21 protein-coding genes and 1 tRNA gene are annotated in these 20762 nt (G+C 59.7%); 12 read left to right on the top strand and 10 right to left on the bottom strand.

What is annotated here, in order from left to right; all coding sequences use genetic code 11:
- Positions 1–245 precede the first annotated feature (245 nt).
- Positions 246–1157 carry a bifunctional GNAT family N-acetyltransferase/nucleoside diphosphate kinase regulator gene (locus HX869_RS06025; RefSeq protein WP_177116745.1) on the top strand — a complete coding sequence of 304 codons (912 nt, stop codon included), beginning with the start codon at positions 246–248 and terminating at the stop codon, positions 1155–1157.
- A gap of 247 nt (positions 1158–1404) precedes the next feature.
- On the opposite strand, the gene HX869_RS06020 is transcribed toward HX869_RS06025, so the two are convergent.
- Positions 1405–1495: transfer RNA gene (locus HX869_RS06020), tRNA-Ser, on the bottom strand.
- Positions 1496–1647: 152 nt separating this feature from the next.
- Between HX869_RS06020 and HX869_RS06015 the strand changes: the two genes are divergently transcribed.
- From HX869_RS06015 to HX869_RS05985, 7 genes are all read left to right on the top strand, one after another.
- Positions 1648–2319, top strand: a complete 672-nt coding sequence (locus HX869_RS06015) for a Bax inhibitor-1/YccA family protein (RefSeq protein WP_003219636.1) — start codon at positions 1648–1650, stop codon at positions 2317–2319.
- Positions 2320–2408: 89 nt separating this feature from the next.
- Positions 2409–2801: a sulfurtransferase complex subunit TusD gene (gene tusD / locus HX869_RS06010; RefSeq protein WP_003219632.1), complete on the top strand. Its 393-nt coding sequence runs from the start codon at positions 2409–2411 to the stop codon at positions 2799–2801.
- A 1-nt stretch (position 2802) separates the two neighbouring features.
- Positions 2803–3153, top strand: a complete 351-nt coding sequence (gene tusC, locus HX869_RS06005) for a sulfurtransferase complex subunit TusC (protein WP_087693046.1) — start codon at positions 2803–2805, stop codon at positions 3151–3153.
- A complete protein-coding gene (tusB, locus tag HX869_RS06000; RefSeq protein WP_178902862.1) occupies positions 3153–3446 on the top strand; it encodes a sulfurtransferase complex subunit TusB in 294 nt (97 codons plus the stop codon). The genes tusC and tusB overlap by 1 nt, the downstream gene beginning before the upstream one ends.
- Positions 3443–3778 carry a TusE/DsrC/DsvC family sulfur relay protein gene (locus HX869_RS05995; RefSeq protein WP_102369434.1) on the top strand — a complete coding sequence of 112 codons (336 nt, stop codon included), beginning with the start codon at positions 3443–3445 and terminating at the stop codon, positions 3776–3778. The genes tusB and HX869_RS05995 overlap by 4 nt, the downstream gene beginning before the upstream one ends.
- Entirely contained in the window at positions 3775–4776 is a 1002-nt protein-coding gene (locus tag HX869_RS05990) for a glycosyl transferase family protein (protein WP_087693048.1), read from the top strand. Before HX869_RS05995 ends, HX869_RS05990 begins: the two co-directional genes overlap by 4 nt.
- A gap of 88 nt (positions 4777–4864) precedes the next feature.
- Positions 4865–5860, top strand: a complete 996-nt coding sequence (locus HX869_RS05985; protein WP_177080931.1) for a glutathione S-transferase family protein — start codon at positions 4865–4867, stop codon at positions 5858–5860.
- Positions 5861–5990: 130 nt separating this feature from the next.
- Here HX869_RS05985 and cysG read toward each other — a convergent pair whose 3' ends face one another.
- From cysG to ftsK, 6 genes are read right to left on the bottom strand one after another with little or no spacing between them, the layout of a single operon-like run.
- Positions 5991–7385 carry a siroheme synthase CysG gene (gene cysG / locus HX869_RS05980; RefSeq protein ID WP_003219620.1) on the bottom strand — a complete coding sequence of 465 codons (1395 nt, stop codon included), beginning with the start codon at positions 7383–7385 and terminating at the stop codon, positions 5991–5993.
- Positions 7386–8666: a serine--tRNA ligase gene (gene serS, locus HX869_RS05975; RefSeq protein ID WP_003219618.1), complete on the bottom strand. Its 1281-nt coding sequence runs from the start codon at positions 8664–8666 to the stop codon at positions 7386–7388.
- A 16-nt stretch (positions 8667–8682) separates the two neighbouring features.
- The gene (gene crcB / locus HX869_RS05970) at positions 8683–9057 is read right to left on the bottom strand and encodes a fluoride efflux transporter CrcB (RefSeq protein WP_003219617.1); all 375 of its coding nucleotides are present in this window, start codon (positions 9055–9057) and stop codon (positions 8683–8685) included.
- Entirely contained in the window at positions 9057–10379 is a 1323-nt protein-coding gene (locus HX869_RS05965; RefSeq protein ID WP_003219616.1) for a replication-associated recombination protein A, read from the bottom strand. Before HX869_RS05965 ends, crcB begins: the two co-directional genes overlap by 1 nt.
- Positions 10380–10406: 27 nt before the next feature.
- Positions 10407–11030: an outer membrane lipoprotein chaperone LolA gene (gene lolA / locus HX869_RS05960; RefSeq protein WP_003219615.1), complete on the bottom strand. Its 624-nt coding sequence runs from the start codon at positions 11028–11030 to the stop codon at positions 10407–10409.
- 57 nt (positions 11031–11087) lie between these two features.
- The gene (ftsK, locus tag HX869_RS05955) at positions 11088–13496 is read right to left on the bottom strand and encodes a DNA translocase FtsK (RefSeq protein WP_003219614.1); all 2409 of its coding nucleotides are present in this window, start codon (positions 13494–13496) and stop codon (positions 11088–11090) included.
- A gap of 487 nt (positions 13497–13983) precedes the next feature.
- Between ftsK and aat the strand changes: the two genes are divergently transcribed.
- From aat to infA, 3 genes are all read left to right on the top strand, one after another.
- Positions 13984–14664, top strand: a complete 681-nt coding sequence (gene aat / locus HX869_RS05950; protein ID WP_003219611.1) for a leucyl/phenylalanyl-tRNA--protein transferase — start codon at positions 13984–13986, stop codon at positions 14662–14664.
- A 55-nt stretch (positions 14665–14719) separates the two neighbouring features.
- Entirely contained in the window at positions 14720–15427 is a 708-nt protein-coding gene (locus HX869_RS05945; RefSeq protein ID WP_003219609.1) for an arginyltransferase, read from the top strand.
- A 100-nt stretch (positions 15428–15527) separates the two neighbouring features.
- Positions 15528–15746, top strand: coding sequence for a translation initiation factor IF-1 (gene infA, locus HX869_RS05940; RefSeq protein WP_002553999.1), 219 nt, complete (start codon positions 15528–15530; stop codon positions 15744–15746).
- 236 nt (positions 15747–15982) lie between these two features.
- Here the strand turns inward: infA and clpA are convergent, their stop codons facing one another.
- Positions 15983–18253 (bottom strand): ATP-dependent Clp protease ATP-binding subunit ClpA, encoded by a 2271-nt coding sequence (gene clpA, locus HX869_RS05935; protein ID WP_003219606.1) that lies wholly within the window; start codon positions 18251–18253, stop codon positions 15983–15985.
- 29 nt (positions 18254–18282) lie between these two features.
- Complete coding sequence (gene clpS, locus HX869_RS05930) at positions 18283–18651, bottom strand: ATP-dependent Clp protease adapter ClpS (RefSeq protein ID WP_003219604.1); 369 nt, start codon at positions 18649–18651, stop codon at positions 18283–18285.
- A gap of 224 nt (positions 18652–18875) precedes the next feature.
- Between clpS and cspD the strand changes: the two genes are divergently transcribed.
- A complete protein-coding gene (gene cspD / locus HX869_RS05925; RefSeq protein WP_178902861.1) occupies positions 18876–19136 on the top strand; it encodes a cold shock domain-containing protein CspD in 261 nt (86 codons plus the stop codon).
- Positions 19137–19206: 70 nt separating this feature from the next.
- Here the strand turns inward: cspD and icd are convergent, their stop codons facing one another.
- The gene (gene icd, locus HX869_RS05920; RefSeq protein WP_003219599.1) at positions 19207–20463 is read right to left on the bottom strand and encodes an NADP-dependent isocitrate dehydrogenase; all 1257 of its coding nucleotides are present in this window, start codon (positions 20461–20463) and stop codon (positions 19207–19209) included.
- Between the last annotated feature and the right edge of the window lie 299 nt (positions 20464–20762).

Genomic DNA, 20762 nt, shown 5'->3' with positions numbered 1-20762 from the left:
TTTGAGTGCCAGCCGGGAACGGCTTGCTCGGTTGGATAGACAGGCCGCCCTCAGGCTGCGATGCATAGTCAGCCCACCTTTCTCTTGAGTGCTTGCCTGGGTCGGGTTCAGCAAGCGGTGGCTTCTTGGAACTCTCTGGCATGTTCGCCATTACTCGCGGCATGTCTTAAAATATCCGGTTGCCGAAGAACCGCCATGACATATCCATGAAGGGCTTCAATCCTTTACAAATAAGTGTGGTCAAGATGAACAAGCCTTTCATTTCGCTGTGCCCTGAAATTACGCGGGCGCACGCGCTGACGTTGATGGATTGGTTAGAGGATGAGCGCATCACCTGCTATCTGAGCGATTCGCGTCATGTCTCCCGCTCCATTGAGCAAGTCATTGATCGGACTCAGTTGCCGATCCTGACTCATCTATTCAACCAGGGCGGCAGATTCTTTATGGCCTATGACCGGCATGACGCCCCGGTGGGCTTTGTCCGTCTCATCAAGACCGGCTCAAATTGCGAGATTGTCCTGGTCATCGGAGACAGCGACAAATGGGGCCGGAACCTGGGCGCCAGCACGATCCGCGAAGGCATGAAACTGGCCTTCCTCGACATGCGGGCCGAGAAGCTCATCGCCAAGATTCACCCGGACAACTCGCGCTCGCTGAAAGCCTTTCTGCGCAGCGGCTTTATGCTGGAGAGCGAAACGCCGACATTGACGTCATTTTCCATGACGGCGGCGAGCTATTTCCAGTTCTTGCGCGAAGGTGCCGGTGGCGACTCCACCAGGATCTACATCACTGAAATCGACAAGGCCAGGCTCGAGGATCTGATCGCGTTCGAGCAAGGCCCGGCGGTTGTTGAACTCGAACATGAGCTTGAGCGGGCCATTGTCGTCAAGCCGCAGCAGGTGGCGTGCAATGTCATCACGATGAACTCCAGGGCCTTGCTGCAACTGGACGATGAAGAGTTCGAAGTGGCCTTGGTCTACCCTGAAGACGCGGACAGCAACGCAGCAAAGCATTCCGTGTATTCCGACATAGGCACCGCCATCCTTGGCTATCAGGAGGGAGACGCCATCGACTGGCGAATTGCTGACCGGACCCGCCGGATTGAGATCAAGAAAGTGCTTTACCAGCCGGAGGCTGCGGGCGACTTCCACCTGTAATTGCGCCTTTTCTCAGTCACGAATCACGCCAGTCAGCGCGCCCGGCTTGGGTGCCTGACTTCTCCAGCGTGAACTGATAACCGAGACGGTTATCGGCGCGTGGGTGAAATAGTGAACCCTACCCGTTGACGCCCACTTTTTGCAGAGTTGCGAAAACTGCCTGAAATGATGCGGAAACGATTGGAGGTGTATTCCTGAACCCCAGAAACGCAAAAGCCCCGCAATAGCGGGGCTCTTGAGTAAATCTTGGCGGGAAACCAGGGATTCGAACCCTGGAGACGCTATTAACGTCCGCCGGTTTTCAAGACCGGTGCATTCAACCACTCTGCCAATTTCCCTTGTGCAACACAGGATTAGCATAGCCCATCCTGTCTCAGCGGGCGCAATAATACCCGAATGAAACACACTGTCAAACTCTCGCCATAGCTTGTTACAGAGCGTCTGTTATGATCCTTGCGACTGAATGTTTCAAAACTGAAGGAGTGTCGCCATGCGCGAACAAAATTACGCAGTGAATGGAAACGCGCAGGCTGAGCAGCTAGAAGTTAGCCGCGTCCTGCGCAATACGTACGGCTTGCTCGCTCTCACCCTCGCGTTCAGCGGCGTGATGGCCTTCGTAGCCCAGCAAATGCGCGTCGGCTACCCGAATATCTTCGTCGTGCTGATCGGCTTCTACGGTCTGTTCTTCCTGACCAACAAGCTGCGCGACTCGGCCTGGGGCCTGGTGTCGGCGTTTGCCCTGACCGGTTTCATGGGCTTTATCCTCGGCCCGATCCTTAACCGTTACCTCGGCATGGCCGGCGGCGCGGAAGTGGTCAGCTCGGCATTTGCCATGACTGCCCTGGTATTTGGCGGCCTGTCGGCCTACGTGCTGATTTCCCGCAAGGACATGAGCTTCCTGGGTGGTTTCATCACCGCCGGTTTCTTCGTGTTGCTGGCTGCGGTACTGGCAGGCATGTTCTTCCAGATCAGCGGCCTGCAACTGGCGATCAGCGCAGGTTTCGTGCTGTTCTCCTCGGCCTGCATCCTGTTCCAGACCAGCGCAATCATCCAGGGTGGCGAGCGTAACTACATCATGGCCACCATCAGCCTGTATGTATCGATCTACAACCTGTTTATCAGCCTGTTGCAGATCTTCGGCATCATGGGCCGCGACGACTGATCGCAGCCGCATGCAAAAAGCCCGCTTCGGCGGGCTTTTTGTTGCCTGCGGCTTTATCATTGCCACAGGTTTTGCCTTCAGAGTGTTCCATGAAGTTCGCGATTGCGCTTTTTTCCGCCGCCCATGCGCCCTCCTCGCGCCGTGCCTTGCTGTTCGCCCAGGCGGCGCTGGCGGGTGGGCATGAGATTGTGCGGCTGTTTTTTTATCAGGATGGCGTCTACAGCGCGTCCACCAACATTGTTGCGCCGCAGGACGAGCAGGATATTGCCCGTCAGTGGCGCGAGTTTGTCAGCGAGCATCAGCTTGATGGCGTGGTGTGCATCGCCGCGGCCCTGCGCCGTGGCGTGCTGAATGCCGAAGAGGCCACCCGTTATCAGCGCAGCGCGGTGAACCTGGACGCGCCTTGGGCATTGTCCGGGCTTGGGCAGTTGCATGACGCCGCCCAGTCCGCTGACCGCTTGATCTGCTTCGGAGGGCCGTGACATGTCGAAATCCTTGCTGGTGATCAGCCGACAGGCGCCGTGGTCCGGCCCCAGCGCCCGTGAAGCGCTGGATATCGTATTGGCTGGCGGCGCGTTTGATTTGCCGATTGGCCTGTTGTTTCTGGATGACGGCGTGTTTCAACTGGCCGCGAGCCAGGACGCCAGGGCCGTGCAACAGAAAGACCTGAGCGCCAACCTCCAGGCCCTGGAATTATTTGGCGTCGAAGAGGTGTTTGCCTGCAGCCATAGCCTCGCCGTGCGCGGGCTGGCCACCTCCGGCAACGCACAGCCGCTGAGCAGTGAACAAATTTCACAGATGATTGACCGTTACGACCAGGTGATTACCCTCTGATGTCGACCTTGCATGTGGTATCCCACTCGCCTTTTACCGACAGCCGGCTGGACAGCTGCCTGCGCCTCTGTGGCACCCAGGATGCGATCCTGCTGTGCGGCGACGGCGCCTATGCCCTGCAACCCGCCAGCGCGCCTTGCCAGGCCCTGCAGGCCAGGGGCGTGAAAGTGTTTGTACTGGCCGAAGACAGCCAGGCGCGTAACCTCGCCGTGCCTGAATGGGCCGGCAGTGTCGATTACCCGGCGGTCGTCCAGCTGTCGATCGACTATGACAAGGTCAATACCTGGCTATGAACACTTTGACCGTAGGTGAACGCACCCTCGAACTGGACAAGGACGGCTACCTCGTCGACCTGACCGAGTGGTCCAGCGACGTGGCCAACGCCCTCGCCACCGCCGAAGCGCTGGAGCTGACCCCGGAACACTGGGAAATCCTCGAACTGCTGCGCGGCTTTTATACCGAATTCCAGCTGTCGCCCGCCACCCGCCCGCTGATCAAGTACACCGCCTTGAAGCTGGGCCCGGAAAAGGGCAACAGCCTGCACCTCAACCGACTGTTCAAAGGCACTCCCGCCAAACTCGCCGCCAAGCTGGCGGGCCTGCCCAGGCCGACGAATTGCTTATGACTGATTTTGCCCCGTTGATCACTGAAACCCCTGCCGAACATCCGTTCGCGCCGTTCGTGCGCATCCTCGGCAAAGGCAAGCGCGGCGCCCGCAACCTCACCCGTGAGGAAGCCCGGGAAGCCATGGGCATGCTGCTGGACGAGAAGGTCGAAGACACCCAGCTCGGCGCCTTCCTCATGCTGCTGCGGCACAAGGAAGAAAGCCCGGAGGAACTCGCCGGTTTCACCGAAGCCGTGCGCGAGCGCCTGAATGCACCGTCGCTCAATGTGGATGTCGACTGGCCGACCTACGCCGGTAAAAAACGCCACCTGCCGTGGTACCTGCTGGCAGCCAAGTGCCTGGCACAGAACGGCGTGCGTATCCTGATGCACGGCGGCGGCGCGCATACGGCAGGCCGGCTCTACACCGAGCAGTTGCTGGATGGCTTGCAGATTCCGTTGTGCCGCAATTGGCAACAGGTGGAAGCGGCCCTTGAACAGGGCAACCTGGCGTTTATTCCCCTGGGGGACTGGGCGCCGCAACTGCAGCGCATGATCGACCTGCGCAACACCCTGGGCCTGCGCTCGCCGATCCATTCACTGGCGCGCATCCTCAACCCGTTGAGCGCCCGCTGCGGCCTGCAAAGCATCTTCCACCCGGGCTACCAGGGCGTACACCGCGATGCCAGCGGCCTGCTTGGCGATAACAGCATCGTGGTCAAGGGCGACGGCGGCGAGATCGAGATCAACCCGGACACCATCAGCCACCTGTACGGCACTACCGGCGGCGAAAGCTGGGATGAAGAGTGGCCCGCCCTCTCCGCCCAGCGCCACGTCAAGCCTGCGGCCCTGGAGCCCGAGCATTTGAAGGCGCTATGGCGCGGTGAGGTGCAGGACAGCTACCCGCAACTGGCACTGATCGCCACCATGGCCCTGGCCTTGCGCGGCCTCGGCCACCCGCGGGAACAGGCGTTCGAACTGGCCCAACAGTACTGGGATGCCCGGGACAAATCGATTTAGTCGATCATTAACCCCCAGCCTTTGCGCTTTTTGTTCGAACTCAGACCTTTAGACTGCACTCCAACGCTTATTAGCCAAGGAGTCAGTCATGGGTTTGCTGATCGAAGGACGCTGGCATGACCAGTGGTACGAAAGTAGCGCAGACGGCGCCTTCCAACGGGAGCAGGCGCAACGCCGCAACTGGGTGACCGCCGATGGTGAACCCGGCCCGACCGGCGAAGGCGGTTTCGCGGCTGAAGCCGGTCGTTACCATTTATACGTATCCCTCGCCTGCCCCTGGGCGCACCGCACATTGATCCTGCGCAAGCTCAAAGGCTTGGAAAGCCTGATCGACGTGTCGGTGGTCAGTTGGCTGATGCTGGAAAACGGCTGGACCTTCGACAAGGCCCATGGCTCCAGCGGCGACAAGCTTGACGACTTCACCTTCATGCACCAACGCTACACCGCCGACACCGCCAGCTACACCGGGCGGGTCACAGTGCCGGTGTTGTGGGACAAGAAGCTCAAGCGGATTGTCAGCAATGAGTCGGCGGAGATTATTCGCATGTTCAACAGTGCGTTTAATGAACTGACCGGCAATCAACTGGATTTCTATCCCGAAGCCCAGCGCTCGACCATTGATGCACTGAACGATCGAATCTATCCCGCCGTGAACAACGGTGTGTACCGCGCAGGCTTTGCCACGTCACAAAAGGCTTATGAGGCCGCATTTGATGATGTGTTTGCCGAACTGGATCACCTTGAGCAGCACTTGGGTGAGCATCGTTACCTGGCGGGAGAATACCTGACTGAAGCCGATGTAAGGCTTTTCACCACGGCGATTCGGTTTGATGCGGTGTACTACAGCCACTTCAAATGCAACCTGCGGCGAATTGCGGATTATCCGAACCTGTCGAATTGGCTAAGGGAGTTGTATCAGTGGCCGGGGATTGCCGAGACGGTGGATTTTGCTCACATCAAGGGGCATTACTACGCCAGTCACCGCACGATTAATCCGACGGGGATTGTGCCGAAGGGGCCGTTGCAGACGTTTGAGGCGGAGCATGACCGGGAGCGGTTGAGCGGGAAAGGGATTTGGAGTTGATCCAAGCCCTGTAGGAGCAAGCTTGCTCGCGAAGGTCGTCAACGATAACGCGCTCATGCTGAATGAACGCGGTGACCTTGAGTTTTTCGCGAGCAAGCTCGCTCCTACAGTTGAACATCTGTCGCGGTTATCAGACTTGCGACTGAGCGCCTTCAAACCACTTCAGCTTCTCACGCAACTGCACCACTTCTCCCACAATCACCAGTGTCGGCGCATGAACCTCATGTTCCGCCACCATGCGTGGCAGGTCAGCCAGGGTACCGGTAAACACCCGCTGGTTGGACGTGGTGCCCTGCTGGATCAACGCCGCCGGCGTATCCGCCGAACGACCATGCTTGATCAGCTGTTCGCAGATGATCGGCAACCCGATCAAGCCCATGTAGAACACCAGGGTCTGCGAAGGGCCCACCAGGTCACTCCACGGCAGGTCCGAAGTCCCGTCCTTCAAGTGCCCGGTAATGAAGCGAACCGATTGCGCATAGTCGCGGTGGGTCAGCGGAATACCGGCATACGCCGCGCAACCACTGGCCGCGGTAATACCCGGCACCACCTGGAACGGGATGCCATGGGCCGCCAGCTCTTCGATCTCTTCACCGCCACGCCCAAAGATGAACGGATCGCCACCCTTGAGCCGCAGCACGCGCTTGCCTTGCCTGGCCAGGTCCACCAGTTGCTGGTTGATCTGGTCCTGCGGCACCGCATGGTCGGCGCGACGCTTGCCGACATACACCCGCTCGGCATCGCGACGGCACAATTCAAGAATCGCCGGCGCCACCAGGCGGTCGTACAGCACCACGTCGGCCTGTTGCATCAAGCGCAAGGCGCGGAACGTCAGCAGGTCCGGATCACCCGGGCCTGCGCCCACCAGGTAGACTTCGCCCGGTGCGTGGGGCGGCGCGCCGTTGATTTTCTCCACCAGCAGACGCTCGGCTTCATCGCCCTGCCCGGCCAGTTGCCGATCAGCAATCGGGCCCTGGAAGACATCTTCCCAGAACGCGCGACGTTGCTGCACATCCGGGAACAAGCCTTTGACCTGGCTGCGAAACCGCGCCGCCAGCCCGGCCAACTGGCCGTAAGTCGACGGAATCCAGGTTTCCAGCTTGGCGCGGATCAAGCGTGCAAGCACCGGCGCATCGCCGCCGCTGGACACTGCGATCACCAACGGCGAACGGTCGACAATCGCCGGGAAGATCACGCTGCACAAGGCCGGCGCATCCACCACATTGACCGGTACGCAACGACGCCGGGCATCGCTGGACACTTGCGCGTTCAGCGGCTCGTCGTCGGTCGCCGCGATGATCAGGGTGCAACCGTCGAGGTCGGCCTCCTGATAACCACGCAAAATCAGTTCACCGCCACTGCCCTGCACCAGTTCACGCAACTGGTCTTCAATCTGGGGAGCAACCACCCGCAACAACGCGCCGGCGTCGGCCAGCAGCCGGGATTTGCGCAAGGCAATCTCCCCGCCACCGACGACCAACACACGACTGCCGCGCAGGTTATGAAACAGCGGCAGAAATTCCATTTAGCCGATGACCTCAACGCCCGCCATGTACGGCTTGAGCACTTCAGGTACGCGGATCGAACCGTCAGCCTGCTGGTAGTTTTCCAGCACGGCCACCAGGGTACGGCCTACTGCCAGGCCCGAACCGTTGAGGGTGTGGACCAGCTCGGGCTTGCCGGTTTCCGGGTTACGGAAACGCGCCTGCATGCGACGGGCCTGGAAATCACCGCAGTTGGAGCACGACGAAATCTCGCGGTATTTGTCCTGGCTCGGCACCCACACTTCCAGGTCGTAAGTCTTCACGGCGCTGAAACCCATGTCGCCGGTGCACAGCGCCAGAACGCGGTACGGCAGCTCCAGCAGTTGCAGGACGCGTTCGGCGTTGGCGGTCAGGCCTTCCAGCGCTTCCATGGAAGTCGACGGCTCGACAACCTGCACCATCTCGACCTTGTCGAACTGGTGCTGGCGAATCATGCCGCGGGTGTCGCGGCCCGATGCACCGGCTTCGCTGCGAAAGCACGGCGAGTGGGCGACAAACTTGATCGGCAGCTGCTTGGCGTCGAGGATTTCCCCGGCCACGATATTGGTCAGCGACACTTCGGCGGTCGGGATCAGGTACAAGTCGGCTTCGCCGTCGCGGCTGATCTTGAACAGGTCTTCCTCGAATTTCGGCAGCTGGCTGGTGCCCATCAGCGCCGGAGCCTGGACCAGGTACGGGGTGTAAGCCTCTTCGTAGCCGTGCTCGCCGGTGTGCAGGTTGATCATGAACTGCGCCAGGGCGCGGTGCATGCGTGCAATCGGGCCACGCAGCAAGGCAAAGCGCGCGCCGGACATTTTGGCCGCCGTTTCGAAGTCCAGGCCACCGGTCAGTTCGCCCAGGGCGACGTGGTCCTTGATCTCGAAATCGAAGGCTTTTGGCGTGCCCCAGCGACGGACTTCGACGTTGCCGTCTTCGTCTTCGCCGATCGGCACGGATTCGTGCGGCAGGTTCGGGATGCCCAGCAGGATCGAGTCCAGTTCGGTCTGGATAACGTCCAGCTCGACTTTGCCGGAAGCCAACTCGCCAGCCATACGCTCGACGTCCGCCATCAACGGCGCGATGTCTTCGCCGCGCTGCTTGGCCTGACCGATGGATTTGGAACGCGCATTACGCTCAGCCTGCAGTGCTTCGGTGCGGGTCTGGACGGTCTTGCGCTGTTCTTCCAGCGCTTCGATGCGCGCAACATCCAAGGCAAAGCCACGGGATGCCAGGCGGTCCGCTACGTCCTGAAGGTTGCTACGTAACAGTTTGGAATCGAGCATGTCGGTCTCTCGTTTATCAAAGTTTGGTCAAGGACAGGCCAGCCCAGGTGGCGAGCAGCCCGCCGAACACGCTGACGGCCAGGTACCCGAAGGCGACCGGTGCCTGCCCGCTTTCCAGCAGGCGTAGCGTGTCCAGTGAAAAGGATGAAAAGGTCGTCAGACCGCCTACAAAACCGACAATCAAGCCGGCACGAATCTCAATCGGCACTTCCGGGCGAAGCAGAAACCACCCGTACAACAAGCCGATGATCAAACAGCCCACCAGGTTGACCGCCAGGGTCGCCGCATAAAAATGCTTCGGCCAATTGGCGCTGACCCAGGTGCTGGTGGCGAAACGCAATAATGTACCAGCGATGCCGGCCACGGACACGGCAAGAATCGTTCTGAGCACTACTTTCTCCGCTGTTTCGGACTGAGCCGGTCAAGTTGGGCAAGGTGATTGAGCTTTTCGCCGATCTTCAGCTCCAGGCCACGGGGCACCGGCTGGTAGAACGGCTGCGGCTCAAGGTCATCCGGGAAGTAATCTTCGCCAGCCGCATAGGCGTCCGGCTCATCGTGGGCGTAGCGGTATTCATCGCCGTAGCCGAGTTGCTTCATCAGCTTGGTCGGCGCATTGCGCAAGTGCAGCGGCACTTCCAGGGAACCATGCTCGGCGGCAGCACGCAGGGCGGACTTGAAGCCCATGTACACCGCGTTGCTCTTCGGTGCGCAGGCCAGATAGGTGATGGCCTGGGCCACCGCCAACTCGCCTTCCGGGCTGCCCAGGCGTTCCTGCACTTCCCAGGCGGCCAGGCACAGGCTCAGCGCACGCGGGTCGGCATTGCCGATATCTTCACTGGCCATGCGCACCACGCGCCGGGCCAGGTACAGCGGGTCGCAACCGCCGTCGATCATCCGCGCAAACCAGTACAGCGCGCCGTCTGGGTTTGAGCCGCGCACAGACTTGTGCAACGCGGAAATCTGGTCGTAGAACGCTTCGCCGCCCTTGTCGAAACGCCGGCGGGTGTCGCCCAACAGGCTCTGCAGCAAGTCGACGCCGATTTCGCTGCCATCCTCGGCCAGGTCGGAAGCGTTTTCCAGCAGATTGAGAAAACGTCGACCGTCGCCATCCGCAGCAGTCAGCAGGATCTTGAAGCCTTCCTCACTGACACTCAACTGGCGCTTGCCCAGGCCCTTGTCTTCGTTCAGCGCACGCTGCAAGAGCTTCTGCATCGCGGCTTCGTCGAGGCTCTTGAGCACATAGACACGCGCCCGGGACAGCAAGGCATTGTTCAGTTCAAAAGACGGGTTTTCGGTGGTGGCACCAATAAAGATCAGCGTGCCGTCTTCGACATACGGCAAGAACGCATCCTGCTGCGACTTGTTGAAGCGATGCACTTCGTCGACGAACAGGATGGTGCGCTTGCCGTACTGCCCGGCCTGCTGCTTGGCGACTTCCACCGCCTGGCGGATCTCCTTGACCCCGGCCAGCACCGCCGAGACCGTCTCAAAGTGTGCATCCGAGACTTTTGCCAGGAGCCGCGCCAGGGTGGTTTTACCCACGCCCGGCGGCCCCCAGAAAATCATCGAGTGCAGCGCACCCTGCTCAAGGGCCTCGCGCAAAGGCTTGCCGCGGGCGAGCAGGTGTTCCTGCCCGACGTACTCGTCCAGGTTGGTCGAGCGCAGGCGCGCCGCCAGAGGCTGAGCAATCGGGTCACTTCGAAACAGGTCCATGGGCAGCGTTTGAAACCTCTGGGCAGTTTATTCCTGGATCACGTCGGCACCCTTCGGGATGTCGAACTTGAACTTGGATGCCGGTACCGGCTGGTTGGCCTTGACCCCGGAGAACAGGATATCGGTGCGCTGGCCGACGCTGTCAATCAGACGCATGTTGTTGATCACGCCGTTGCCAAACGACAGGGACAGCGTGTCAAAGAGCGTGTCCTTGGATTTCGGCTTAAGGGTGAATTCAATCACGTTGCTGGTCTGCTTGGAGGTAATGTCGAAGCTGTCGTTGATCTTCGACACATCGCCCGACAGCAACAGCGCTGGCGTCTGGTTCAGGCGCGGGTCGAGCTTCTTGATGGTCGCCTGCTCCAGGTCCGGGTCCCACAGGGTGACTTTTTGGCCGTCAGAGACGATGGTCTGCTCGGCCTTGCCTTCTGTGTGCCAGTAGAACAGCCCTGGACGCTGTACAGCCATCTCGCCGGCGGTTTCCTGCAACTGGGTGCCACCGGCATCCAGCGTGAGCTGGGAGAAGCGCGCGGTCAGGGTCTGGGATTTGTCCAACAGGTTTTTCAGGCTGGCGACGGAAGCCGGGTCAGCATGAGCCGAAACAGCAGTCAGGGCCAATGCAGGCAACAACAGCATGCGGATAAGACGCATGGGAGTCCTCTTAGATTCGGTTGCAAGGCGTGCCGCGTGTTGCCACGCGGCACGTAATCAGTCACGCATCTGCGCTGGCGCAATCACTTCGCGCGAGCCGTTGGTGTTCATCGAGGTGACCACGCCGGCCATTTCCATGGCTTCGATCATGCGGGCAGCGCGGTTGTAGCCAATCTTCAGCTTGCGCTGTACGGCGGAGATCGAGGCGCGGCGGCTTTCAAGCACGAACTGCACCGCTTCGTCGTAGAGAGCATCGGTCTCGGCATCATCGTCGCCACCGCCGCTGCCACCGTCGAAGCCGCTGCCGGCCTCTTCGACGCCGGCGAGGATGTCGTCGTTGTATTCCGGGGCGCCACGCAGCTTCCAGGCTTCCACCACACGGTGCACCTCATCGTCGGAGACGAACGCGCCGTGGACACGGATCGGCAAACTGGTGCCCGGCGGCATGTAGAGCATGTCACCGTGGCCCAGCAGTTGCTCGGCGCCGCCCTGGTCGATGATGGTCCGGGAATCGATCTTGCTCGACACCTGGAACGCCATGCGGGTCGGGATGTTGGCCTTGATCAGGCCGGTGATCACGTCCACCGACGGACGCTGGGTCGCGAGGATCAAGTGGATCCCGGCGGCCCGCGCCTTCTGGGCGATACGGGCGATCAGCTCTTCGACCTTCTTGCCGACGATCATCATCATGTCGGCAAATTCGTCGACCACCACCACGATGGTCGGCAATTTGGTCAACAGCGGCGCTTCGTCGTGGATGCTTTCACGCTTGTACAACGGGTCGGTCAGCGGCGTGCCGGCGTCCTGGGCTTCCTTGACCTTGGCGTTGAAGCCCGACAGGTTACGCACGCCCATCTTCGCCATCAGCTTGTAGCGCCGTTCCATCTCGGCAACGCTCCAGCGCAGGGCGTTCGCCGCATCCTTCATGTCGGTCACCACCGGGCACAGCAAGTGCGGAATGCCTTCGTAGATGGACAGCTCAAGCATTTTCGGGTCGATCATGATCAGCTTGGCGTCATCCGGGCCCGACTTGAACAGGATCGACAGGATCATCGCGTTCACACCCACCGACTTACCGGAACCGGTGGTACCGGCAACCAGCAAGTGAGGCATTTTCGCCAGGTCGGTGATCACCGGCTTGCCGCCGATGTCGTGGCCCAGGGCCAGGGTGACCGGCGACTTGAAGTTGTCGTATTCCGGGGTCGACAGCACTTCGGAGAAGCGCACGATCTGCCGGTCTTCGTTGGGAATCTCGATACCGACGGTGGTCTTGCCCGGAATCACTTCCACCACCCGCACGCTGGTCACGGCCAGCGAACGCGCCAGATCCTTGGCCAGGTTGGAAATGCGGCTGACCTTGACGCCGGCAGCCGGCTGGATTTCGTAGCGGGTAATCACCGGGCCCGGGTGGATCGAATCCACCGAGACTTCGACGCCGAATTCCTTGAGCTTGATTTCCAGCAGGTGGCCGACGGCCGCCAGGGATTCAGGGGAGTAATTGAGCTGTTTCTTTTCCGCAGGATCAAGAATCGAGATCGGCGGCAAGGTGCCTTCCACGGCGCTGTCGACAAACAACGGCGCCTGTTTCTCTTTCTGCACGCGGTGGCTTGGCTCGGGGGCCTTCGGCGGCGCAGGGGCAATCACCGGCGGCACTTGCTTCTCGCGGTCCGACATGTGCTTGGTCAGGGCCTGCTCGCGTTCGATCAGGCGTTCCTTGACCTTGGCCTGCTCACGCCGGTCCGGCGTGCTCGGGGCTACCACCTCGTTGACGCGGGTATCCACCTCGCGCAGTTGCGCAACCATGCGTTTGCGGTCCACCCGGGCCGACCACCAGCGATTCGCGGCGCCCTGGAACAGTTCGAGCAGGTCGAGGGTGATCTTGCCGGTCACGTCCATGACCTTGAACCAGGACAGGTCGGTAAACACGGTGAGGCCGAACAGGAACAGCGCAATAAACATCAGGGTGCTGCCCTGGATGTTCAGGGTCCTGCGGGCCAGGTCGCCGAGGCTTTCGCCCAGAGCGCCGCCGGCACCGGCCGGCAGACCGGTAGGTGCATGGAAATGGATATGGGCCAGGGCCGCGCCGGACAACACCAGGAACACCAGGCCGATCAGGCGCCAGGAGAACAGCCAGCCGCTCCATTGCCACGGCTCGTGACGCTGGCGGAAGATCTGCCAGGTCTTGATGGCCAGCAGCAACGGGAAGATGTAAGCGAAGTAACCCAGCACCATGAACAGGATGTCGGCGCTGTAGGAGCCGGCCGGACCACCGAAGTTCTGCACGTCTTCGATCTTGCTGTTGTGGCTCCAGCCTGGATCGTCCTTGCCATAGGTGAGCAAGGCCATCATCAGGAACAGGCACAGCGCGCCGATGGCGATTAGTGCACCTTCCTTGAGTCGGTAGTGCAGGTGCTGGCGCCAGGCGGGCACGACTGCGGCTTTAGGTGTTGCGGCGGATTTCTTCAAAACGGGTCTTTTCCTGCGCCTTTAGCGCGTCCATCTGTTGAATGACTGCAAAACACTGCCCAATCCGGGCAGGTAAAAAATGAACGAGTGCCAGTGGAGCTACTTTTAACACCCTGCTACTGATTCATGAAACGGCGATAACGCCCCAATGGCCGCATTGTACGGGTTTGTGTGCGCGATGCCACGCACTTGGCCCTACGTTACACAGCATAGCCAATGTTCAATTTCATAACGTTCAATTTGAGCATGCATTGTCTTTACTGACAAAGGCTTATGAGCTGTTTTTGCCAATCCAGGCTAGCTTGCCGACCGACGTACGCGATTACGACCACGCCCCCGGCATAGAGTTGCAGAAACACCCGTTCATGCTTATCTGCACCGATCCCATGTTCGGGGTAGCCCCAGAGCGTTTCGTCGACAATAATCACAGCTCTTGCAACGGACAACATCGCCGTTTCCGCCCTCCCCTTCCGTAAGCCTGGATGCCATGCTGACCTGGTTACAACGCAACACCCTGACCTTCCCACCGCTGGCCAAGGCCATGCGCGAACCCAATGGCCTGCTCGCGGCCGGTGGCGACCTGTCGGCCGACCGCCTGATCCAGGCCTACCGTCACGGCTGTTTTCCCTGGTTCTCGGAAGGCCAGCCCATCCTCTGGTGGTCGCCCGACCCGCGCACCGTACTGTTCCCCGATGAGCTGCACGTTTCCCGCAGCCTCGGCAAATTGTTGCGCCAGCAGCGTTACACAGTGACCTTCGACCAGGACTTCGCTGCGGTCATCCAGGCGTGCGCGGCGCCGCGCAGTTATGCCGATGGCACCTGGATCACCGAAGCCATGCAGAACGCCTACCTGCAACTGCACCAGCGCGGTTATGCGCATTCGGTGGAGGTGTGGGACGCGGGCGAACTGGTGGGCGGCCTGTACGGCCTGGCGATGGGCCAGTTGTTTTTCGGCGAGTCCATGTTCAGTCGCGCCGACAACGCCTCGAAATACGGCTTCGCCACCCTGGTTCGGCAACTACAGGCCTGGGGCTTTGTGCTGATCGACTGCCAGATGCCCACCGATCACCTGCACAGCCTCGGCGCCCGCGCCATTCCCCGCAGCGACTTCGCCAACTACCTGCGCGACCATTTGGACCAAACCAGCTCTGCTCCGTGGGTTTCCTAGGCGACTTCCCCACACCTGGCTTACACTTATTTCAAAGCTTATCCGAGGGTTGATCATGACCGAGTTGGCGCGTTTGAAGTTTTATGCCACTCAACCCCACTCATGCAGCTATCTGCCCGATGAGCAGGCCACCACGCTGTTCCTCGACCCCAGCCAGCCGATGGACGTGCATGTGTATGCCGATTTGTCGGAAATGGGCTTCCGGCGCAGCGGCGACCACCTTTACCGGCCGCACTGCCAGAACTGCAACGCCTGCGTACCGGCGCGCATCCCGGTGGCGCAGTTCCTTCCGGACCGCAACCAGAAACGCATCCTGAAGCGCAACGCCGACCTGACCGTCACCGCCACCAAACCCGGCTTCAGCGAAGAATATTTCGACCTTTACCAACGCTACATCGAACAGCGCCACGCCGACGGCGACATGTTCCCGCCCAGCCGCGACCAGTTTTCCACCTTCCTGGTGCGCGACCTGCCCTTCTCGCGCTTCTATGAGTTTCGGCTGGAGGGACGACTGGTGGCGGTCGCCGTGACTGACCTGCTGCCCAATGGCCTGTCGGCGGTCTACACCTTTTATGAGCCCGCCGAGGAACGGCGCAGCCTGGGACGCTTTGCGATCCTGTGGCAGATCGGTGAAGCCTTGCGCCTGGAATTGGAGGCGGTGTACCTCGGATACTGGATCAAAAACTGCAAAAAGATGAACTACAAGACCCAATATCGGCCCATTGAACTGCTAATTAACCAAAGATGGGTCACGCTGAACTAGAACCTCTTGGCTTAAACACCCTTTTTCGGGCACAATGCACGCCGCTTTTGCCTGGCGCAGTTGCACCGGGCCATTCACTGGATACCGAGGGCTTTACTGCATGTCGAAAGAAGACAGCTTCGAAATGGAAGGCACTGTCGTCGACACCCTGCCCAACACCATGTTTCGTGTGGAGTTGGAAAATGGGCACGTCGTAACCGCGCATATCTCCGGCAAGATGCGCAAGAACTACATTCGTATTCTTACCGGTGACAAAGTGCGCGTCGAACTGACGCCCTATGACCTGAGCAAAGGGCGCATCACTTACCGCGCCCGTTAATCAAGTCAATACAAAACGCCCGGTTATGCCGGGCGTTTTTGTGTGTGCGCTATTTACCTGAAACCAGAAATCCCTTGTGGGAGCGGGCTTGCTCGCGAATGCGGCGTATCAGTCACTGATTGTGTCGACTGGCACACCGCATTCGCGAGCAAGCCCGCTCCCACATTTGATCTGCATCGGTTTCAAGACAGCAAAAAGGCGCCTCTCGGCGCCTTTTTGTTTTGTTGCGTCAGCTATCAGGCCATTTCAGCCGTGGTTTCGAAGTCGAAGGTCAACTCGCCGTCCTTCAGATCGATATGCACCACGCCACCATGGTCTGCCAGTTCGCCGAACAGGATCTCTTCCGCCAGTGGGCGCTTGATCTTGTCCTGGATCAGGCGAGCCATTGGCCGAGCGCCCATTGCCGCGTCGTAGCCACCTTCCGCCAGCCAGTTGCGCGCCGCGTCCGAGACTTCCAGCTGCACGCGCTTGTCTTCCAACTGCGCCTGGAGCTCGGTGAGGAACTTGTCCACAACGCTTTTGATGACCTCATGGCTGAGGCGACCAAACTGGATGATGGTGTCCAGGCGGTTGCGGAATTCCGGCGTGAAACTCTTCTTGATCACTTCCATGGCGTCGGAAGAGTGATCCTGATGAGTAAAGCCAATGGAAGCCCGCGCGGCTGTTTCGGCACCGGCGTTGGTGGTCATGATCACGATCACGTTGCGGAAGTCCGCCTTGCGCCCGTTGTTGTCGGTCAGGGTGCCGTGGTCCATGACCTGCAACAGCAGGTTGAAGACTTCCGGGTGCGCCTTCTCGATTTCATCGAGCAGCAGTACGCAATGTGGCTGCTTGGTGATCGCCTCGGTCAACAGGCCGCCCTGGTCGAAGCCGACATAGCCCGGAGGCGCACCGATCAGGCGCGACACGGTGTGACGCTCCATGTACTCGGACATGTCGAAACGCACCAGCTCGATCCCCATGGCCTTGGCCAATTGCCGCGCCGCTTCGGTCTTGCCGACGCCGGTAGGCCCGGCGAACAGGAACGAACCGACCGGCTTGTCCGGCGACTTGAGGCCAGCGCGGGACAGCTTGATCGCGGTGGACAGCGAGTCGATCGCCGCATCCTGACCAAACACGGTCAGCTTGAGGTCGCGCTCCAGGTTACGCAGCAGCTCCCGATCGGAGGTGTTGACGTGTTTTGGCGGAATCCGCGCGATCTTCGCCACGATATCCTCGACCTGAGGCACGTCGATGCGTTTCACACGCTTCTCTACCGGCTGCAGGCGCTGGTAGGCACCCGCCTCGTCGATCACGTCGATGGCCTTGTCCGGCATGTGCCGGTCATTGATGTAGCGCGATGCCAGCTCGGCGGCTGCACGCAGCGCCTCATCGGTGTACTCGATGCCATGGTGCGCTTCAAAGCGCCCCTTGAGCCCGCGCAGGATGCCAATGGTATCTTCTACCGAAGGCTCGGACACATCCACTTTCTGGAAGCGGCGCGCCAGGGCGCGGTCTTTTTCGAAGATCCCGCGGAATTCCTGGAACGTGGTCGAACCGATGCAACGGATATCGCCCGAAGACAGCAGCGGCTTGAGCAGGTTCGACGCATCCATCACGCCACCGGAAGCCGCACCGGCACCGATGATGGTGTGGATTTCGTCAATGAACAGGATCGCCTGCGGGCGTTTTTTCAGCTCGCCGAGCAACGCCTTGAAGCGCTTCTCGAAATCGCCACGGTACTTGGTCCCGGCGAGCAATGCGCCCAGGTCAAGGGAGTAGACGACGCTGTTGGCCAGCAGGTCGGGCACCTGGTTATCAACAATGCGTTTGGCCAGGCCTTCGGCAATCGCGGTTTTACCCACGCCTGCCTCACCGACCAACAACGGGTTGTTCTTGCGGCGACGCGCCAGGATCTGCGCCACGCGCTCAACTTCCAGCTCACGCCCCACCAGCGGATCGATCCGCCCCTGGCGCGCCAGTTCGTTGAGGTTGCTGGCATAAGCGTCCAGCGGGTTGCTCGAAGAAGAAGACTCACCGCCCTCGTCATCCTGCATATCCTGCTCACCTTCCGAGTGATCGCCATGCCCCGGCACCTTGGAAATGCCATGGGCGATGTAGTTGACGACATCAATACGGGCAACGCTTTGCTGCTTGAGCAGGAACACAGCCTGGCTTTCCTGCTCGCTGAAGATCGCCACGAGCACATTGGCCCCTGTGACTTCGCGCTTGCCGGAGCTCTGTACGTGGAAAACGGCACGCTGCAGTACCCGCTGGAAGCCCAGGGTTGGCTGGGTCTCGCGGTCCTCGTCATGAACGGGGATCAACGGCGTGGTGGAGTCGATAAACTCCTGCAGGTCATGCTTGAGTTTGTCGAGATTGGCACCACACGCACGCAGTACGGTGGCGGCAGCTTCGTTATCCAAAAGTGCCAGCAGCAGGTGTTCGACGGTCATGAATTCATGACGCTTCGAACGGGCCTCCTTGAAGGCAAGATTGAGGGTGACTTCGAGCTCGCGGTTTAACATAGCTTCACCTCATACCCAAGTGGTCGGAGTTAACCGTCCTTCTCGATTTCACAGAGTAGCGGATGCTGGCTTTCCCTGGCGTACTGGTTGACCTGCATGGCCTTTGTCTCGGCGATGTCGCGGGTAAACACTCCACATACTGCCCGTCCTTCTGTGTGAACGGCCAGCATTACCTTGGTCGCCAACTCGCGGTTCAGGTTAAAAAACACCTCGAGTACTTCGACGACGAAATCCATCGGTGTGTAGTCATCATTGAACAAAACCACCTTGTACATCGGCGGCGCCTGTAAAGCAGGCTTGGCCTCCTGGACAGCAATGCCTGCAGAACCGTCGTCGTCTTCTTGATGATCCGGGCGATCCTGATTGAATGTTAGTCGAATCTGGCTGATTGCATGCATGGAAAGAAAGGTTCGTCAGTGGTTCAAATACAGTGGTGGGGGCGACCTGTCAGAATTTCAACTCTGACCGACTGGTCGCCTTGACTATCGGCAAATCAGTGTTACAACCAATAGAACCCACAGTGGGTAAAAAAGGTCCGCGCAGTCAACCTTATTTATTCGGGTTAGGACGGATAAACTGGATGATACTCCAGTGATGGAGTCTGGTGCAGAGGGATATGGGCATGGCGAGCGGTAAGGTCAAGTGGTTCAACAATGCCAAGGGTTACGGCTTCATCAACGAAGACGGCAAGACTGACGACCTATTTGCGCATTACTCGGCTATCCAAATGGATGGCTACAAGACACTAAAGGCAGGGCAACCGGTTTCCTTCGACATCATTCAGGGACCCAAGGGCTTGCACGCAGTGAATATCAGCGCTCCAGTCAGCGCCACTACCCCCAAAGAGGGCGTCGCTCAAAAATCAAAAAGACAACTGGCCTGATCAGCCACTGAGCAAACGCTCTAAAAAAAACCGGCCCATAAGGCCGGTTTTTTTACGCCCCTGTATCAGCTTACATATGCGAAATCAGCGCATCCCCGAACGCCGACGACGACAGCAACTTGGCGCCGTCCATCAAGCGGTGGAAGTCATAGGTCACGGTCTTGGCCGAAATTGCGCCGTTGGTGCCCTTGATGATCAGGTCGGCCGCTTCGGTCCAGCCCATGTGGCGCAACATCATTTCCGCCGACAGGATCAACGAACCCGGGTTGACCTGGTCCTTGCCGGCATACTTCGGCGCAGTACCGTGGGTGGCTTCGAACATCGCCACGGTGTCGGACAGGTTGGCGCCCGGCGCAATACCGATACCGCCCACTTCCGCCGCCAGGGCGTCGGACAGATAGTCACCGTTAAGGTTAAGGGTGGCGATCACGTCGTATTCGGCCGGGCGCAGCAGGATCTGCTGGAGCATGGCGTCGGCAATGGCGTCCTTGACCACCACATTCTTGCCGGTGCGCGGGTTCTTGAATTGCATCCACGGGCCGCCATCCAACAGGGTCGCGCCGAACTCTTCGGCCGCCACTTCGTAGGCCCATTCCTTGAAGGCACCTTCGGTGAACTTCATGATGTTGCCTTTGTGCACAATGGTCAGCGAGTCGCGGTCGTTATCCACGACATACTGCAAGGCCTTGCGCGCCAGGCGCTTGGTGCCTTCCAGGGACACCGGCTTGATGCCGATCCCGCAGTTCTGGTCGAAACGGATCTTGGTGACGCCCATCTCTTCCTTCAGGAACTTGATGACCTTGATCGCTTCCGGGGAGCCGGCTTTCCACTCGATGCCGGCGTAAATATCCTCGGAGTTCTCGCGGAAGATGGTCATGTCCACATCGCCTGGCTTCTTGACCGGGCTTGGCACGCCTTCGAACCAGCGCACCGGGCGCAGGCACACATAAAGGTCGAGCTGTTGGCGCAGGGCCACGTTCAGCGAACGGATACCGCCACCGACTGGGGTGGTCAGCGGGCCCTTGATGGAAACCACGTAGTCCTTGACCGCATCCAGGGTTTCCTGGGGCAGCCAGGTGTCCTGGTCGTAAACCTGGGTGGCCTTTTCGCCGGCATACACCTCCATCCAGGAGATTTTGCGCTTGCCGCCATAAGCCTTGTTAACAGCTGCATCGACCACCTTGATCATCACCGGGCTGATGTCGACGCCAATACCGTCACCCTCGATGAAGGGGATGATCGGGTTGTCAGGAACATTGAGAGAATGGTCTGCATTGACGGTGATTTTGTCGCCGACTGCCGGAACCTGAATCTTCTTGTATCCCATGCTGAACTCCATCTATGGATTGAACATCTGGCTGCGTTCGAGCCTACTCCAGATAAATGAGGACTGAAACCTCAGGCCCTGCACATTTGCGTCGAAAACAGCACATTTAGCGGCCTACAAGCTTGAAAGCAAAGGGAAAAGCGCCAATCTTGAGCACATCATGCGACTTTAGGCGCAACCCGCTGCCTGCGACCTTTAGACCAATGGACGACACACCTTTTGTATGAAGGCTCGGCGTAAGCATAGCGACCTATGTATAATGCCGCCGCTGACCAAAGAGTCACGACGGCCGACCGCTC

This window comes from Pseudomonas sp. P7779, from assembly GCF_013386315.1.
In the GTDB taxonomy this organism is placed as follows: domain Bacteria; phylum Pseudomonadota; class Gammaproteobacteria; order Pseudomonadales; family Pseudomonadaceae; genus Aquipseudomonas.
Note: the sequence above shows the minus strand (reverse complement) of the source record. Positions and strands in the feature narration are given on the sequence as shown.

Bases quoted from the DNA above. Each gene is read 5' to 3' on its own strand.
- HX869_RS06025 (WP_177116745.1), top strand. From the start codon at position 246: ATGAACAAGCCTTTCATTTCGCTGTGCCCTGAAATTACGCGGGCGCAC.
- HX869_RS06015 (WP_003219636.1), top strand. From the start codon at position 1,648: ATGCGCGAACAAAATTACGCAGTGAATGGAAACGCGCAGGCTGAGCAG.
- tusD (WP_003219632.1), top strand. From the start codon at position 2,409: ATGAAGTTCGCGATTGCGCTTTTTTCCGCCGCCCATGCGCCCTCCTCG.
- tusC (WP_087693046.1), top strand. From the start codon at position 2,803: ATGTCGAAATCCTTGCTGGTGATCAGCCGACAGGCGCCGTGGTCCGGC.
- tusB (WP_178902862.1), top strand. From the start codon at position 3,153: ATGTCGACCTTGCATGTGGTATCCCACTCGCCTTTTACCGACAGCCGG.
- HX869_RS05995 (WP_102369434.1), top strand. From the start codon at position 3,443: ATGAACACTTTGACCGTAGGTGAACGCACCCTCGAACTGGACAAGGAC.
- HX869_RS05990 (WP_087693048.1), top strand. From the start codon at position 3,775: ATGACTGATTTTGCCCCGTTGATCACTGAAACCCCTGCCGAACATCCG.
- HX869_RS05985 (WP_177080931.1), top strand. From the start codon at position 4,865: ATGGGTTTGCTGATCGAAGGACGCTGGCATGACCAGTGGTACGAAAGT.
- cysG (WP_003219620.1), bottom strand. From the start codon at position 7,385: ATGGAATTTCTGCCGCTGTTTCATAACCTGCGCGGCAGTCGTGTGTTG.
- serS (WP_003219618.1), bottom strand. From the start codon at position 8,666: ATGCTCGATTCCAAACTGTTACGTAGCAACCTTCAGGACGTAGCGGAC.
- HX869_RS05965 (WP_003219616.1), bottom strand. From the start codon at position 10,379: ATGGACCTGTTTCGAAGTGACCCGATTGCTCAGCCTCTGGCGGCGCGC.
- lolA (WP_003219615.1), bottom strand. From the start codon at position 11,030: ATGCGTCTTATCCGCATGCTGTTGTTGCCTGCATTGGCCCTGACTGCT.
- aat (WP_003219611.1), top strand. From the start codon at position 13,984: ATGCTGACCTGGTTACAACGCAACACCCTGACCTTCCCACCGCTGGCC.
- HX869_RS05945 (WP_003219609.1), top strand. From the start codon at position 14,720: ATGACCGAGTTGGCGCGTTTGAAGTTTTATGCCACTCAACCCCACTCA.
- infA (WP_002553999.1), top strand. From the start codon at position 15,528: ATGTCGAAAGAAGACAGCTTCGAAATGGAAGGCACTGTCGTCGACACC.
- clpA (WP_003219606.1), bottom strand. From the start codon at position 18,253: ATGTTAAACCGCGAGCTCGAAGTCACCCTCAATCTTGCCTTCAAGGAG.
- clpS (WP_003219604.1), bottom strand. From the start codon at position 18,651: ATGCATGCAATCAGCCAGATTCGACTAACATTCAATCAGGATCGCCCG.
- cspD (WP_178902861.1), top strand. From the start codon at position 18,876: ATGGCGAGCGGTAAGGTCAAGTGGTTCAACAATGCCAAGGGTTACGGC.
- icd (WP_003219599.1), bottom strand. From the start codon at position 20,463: ATGGGATACAAGAAGATTCAGGTTCCGGCAGTCGGCGACAAAATCACC.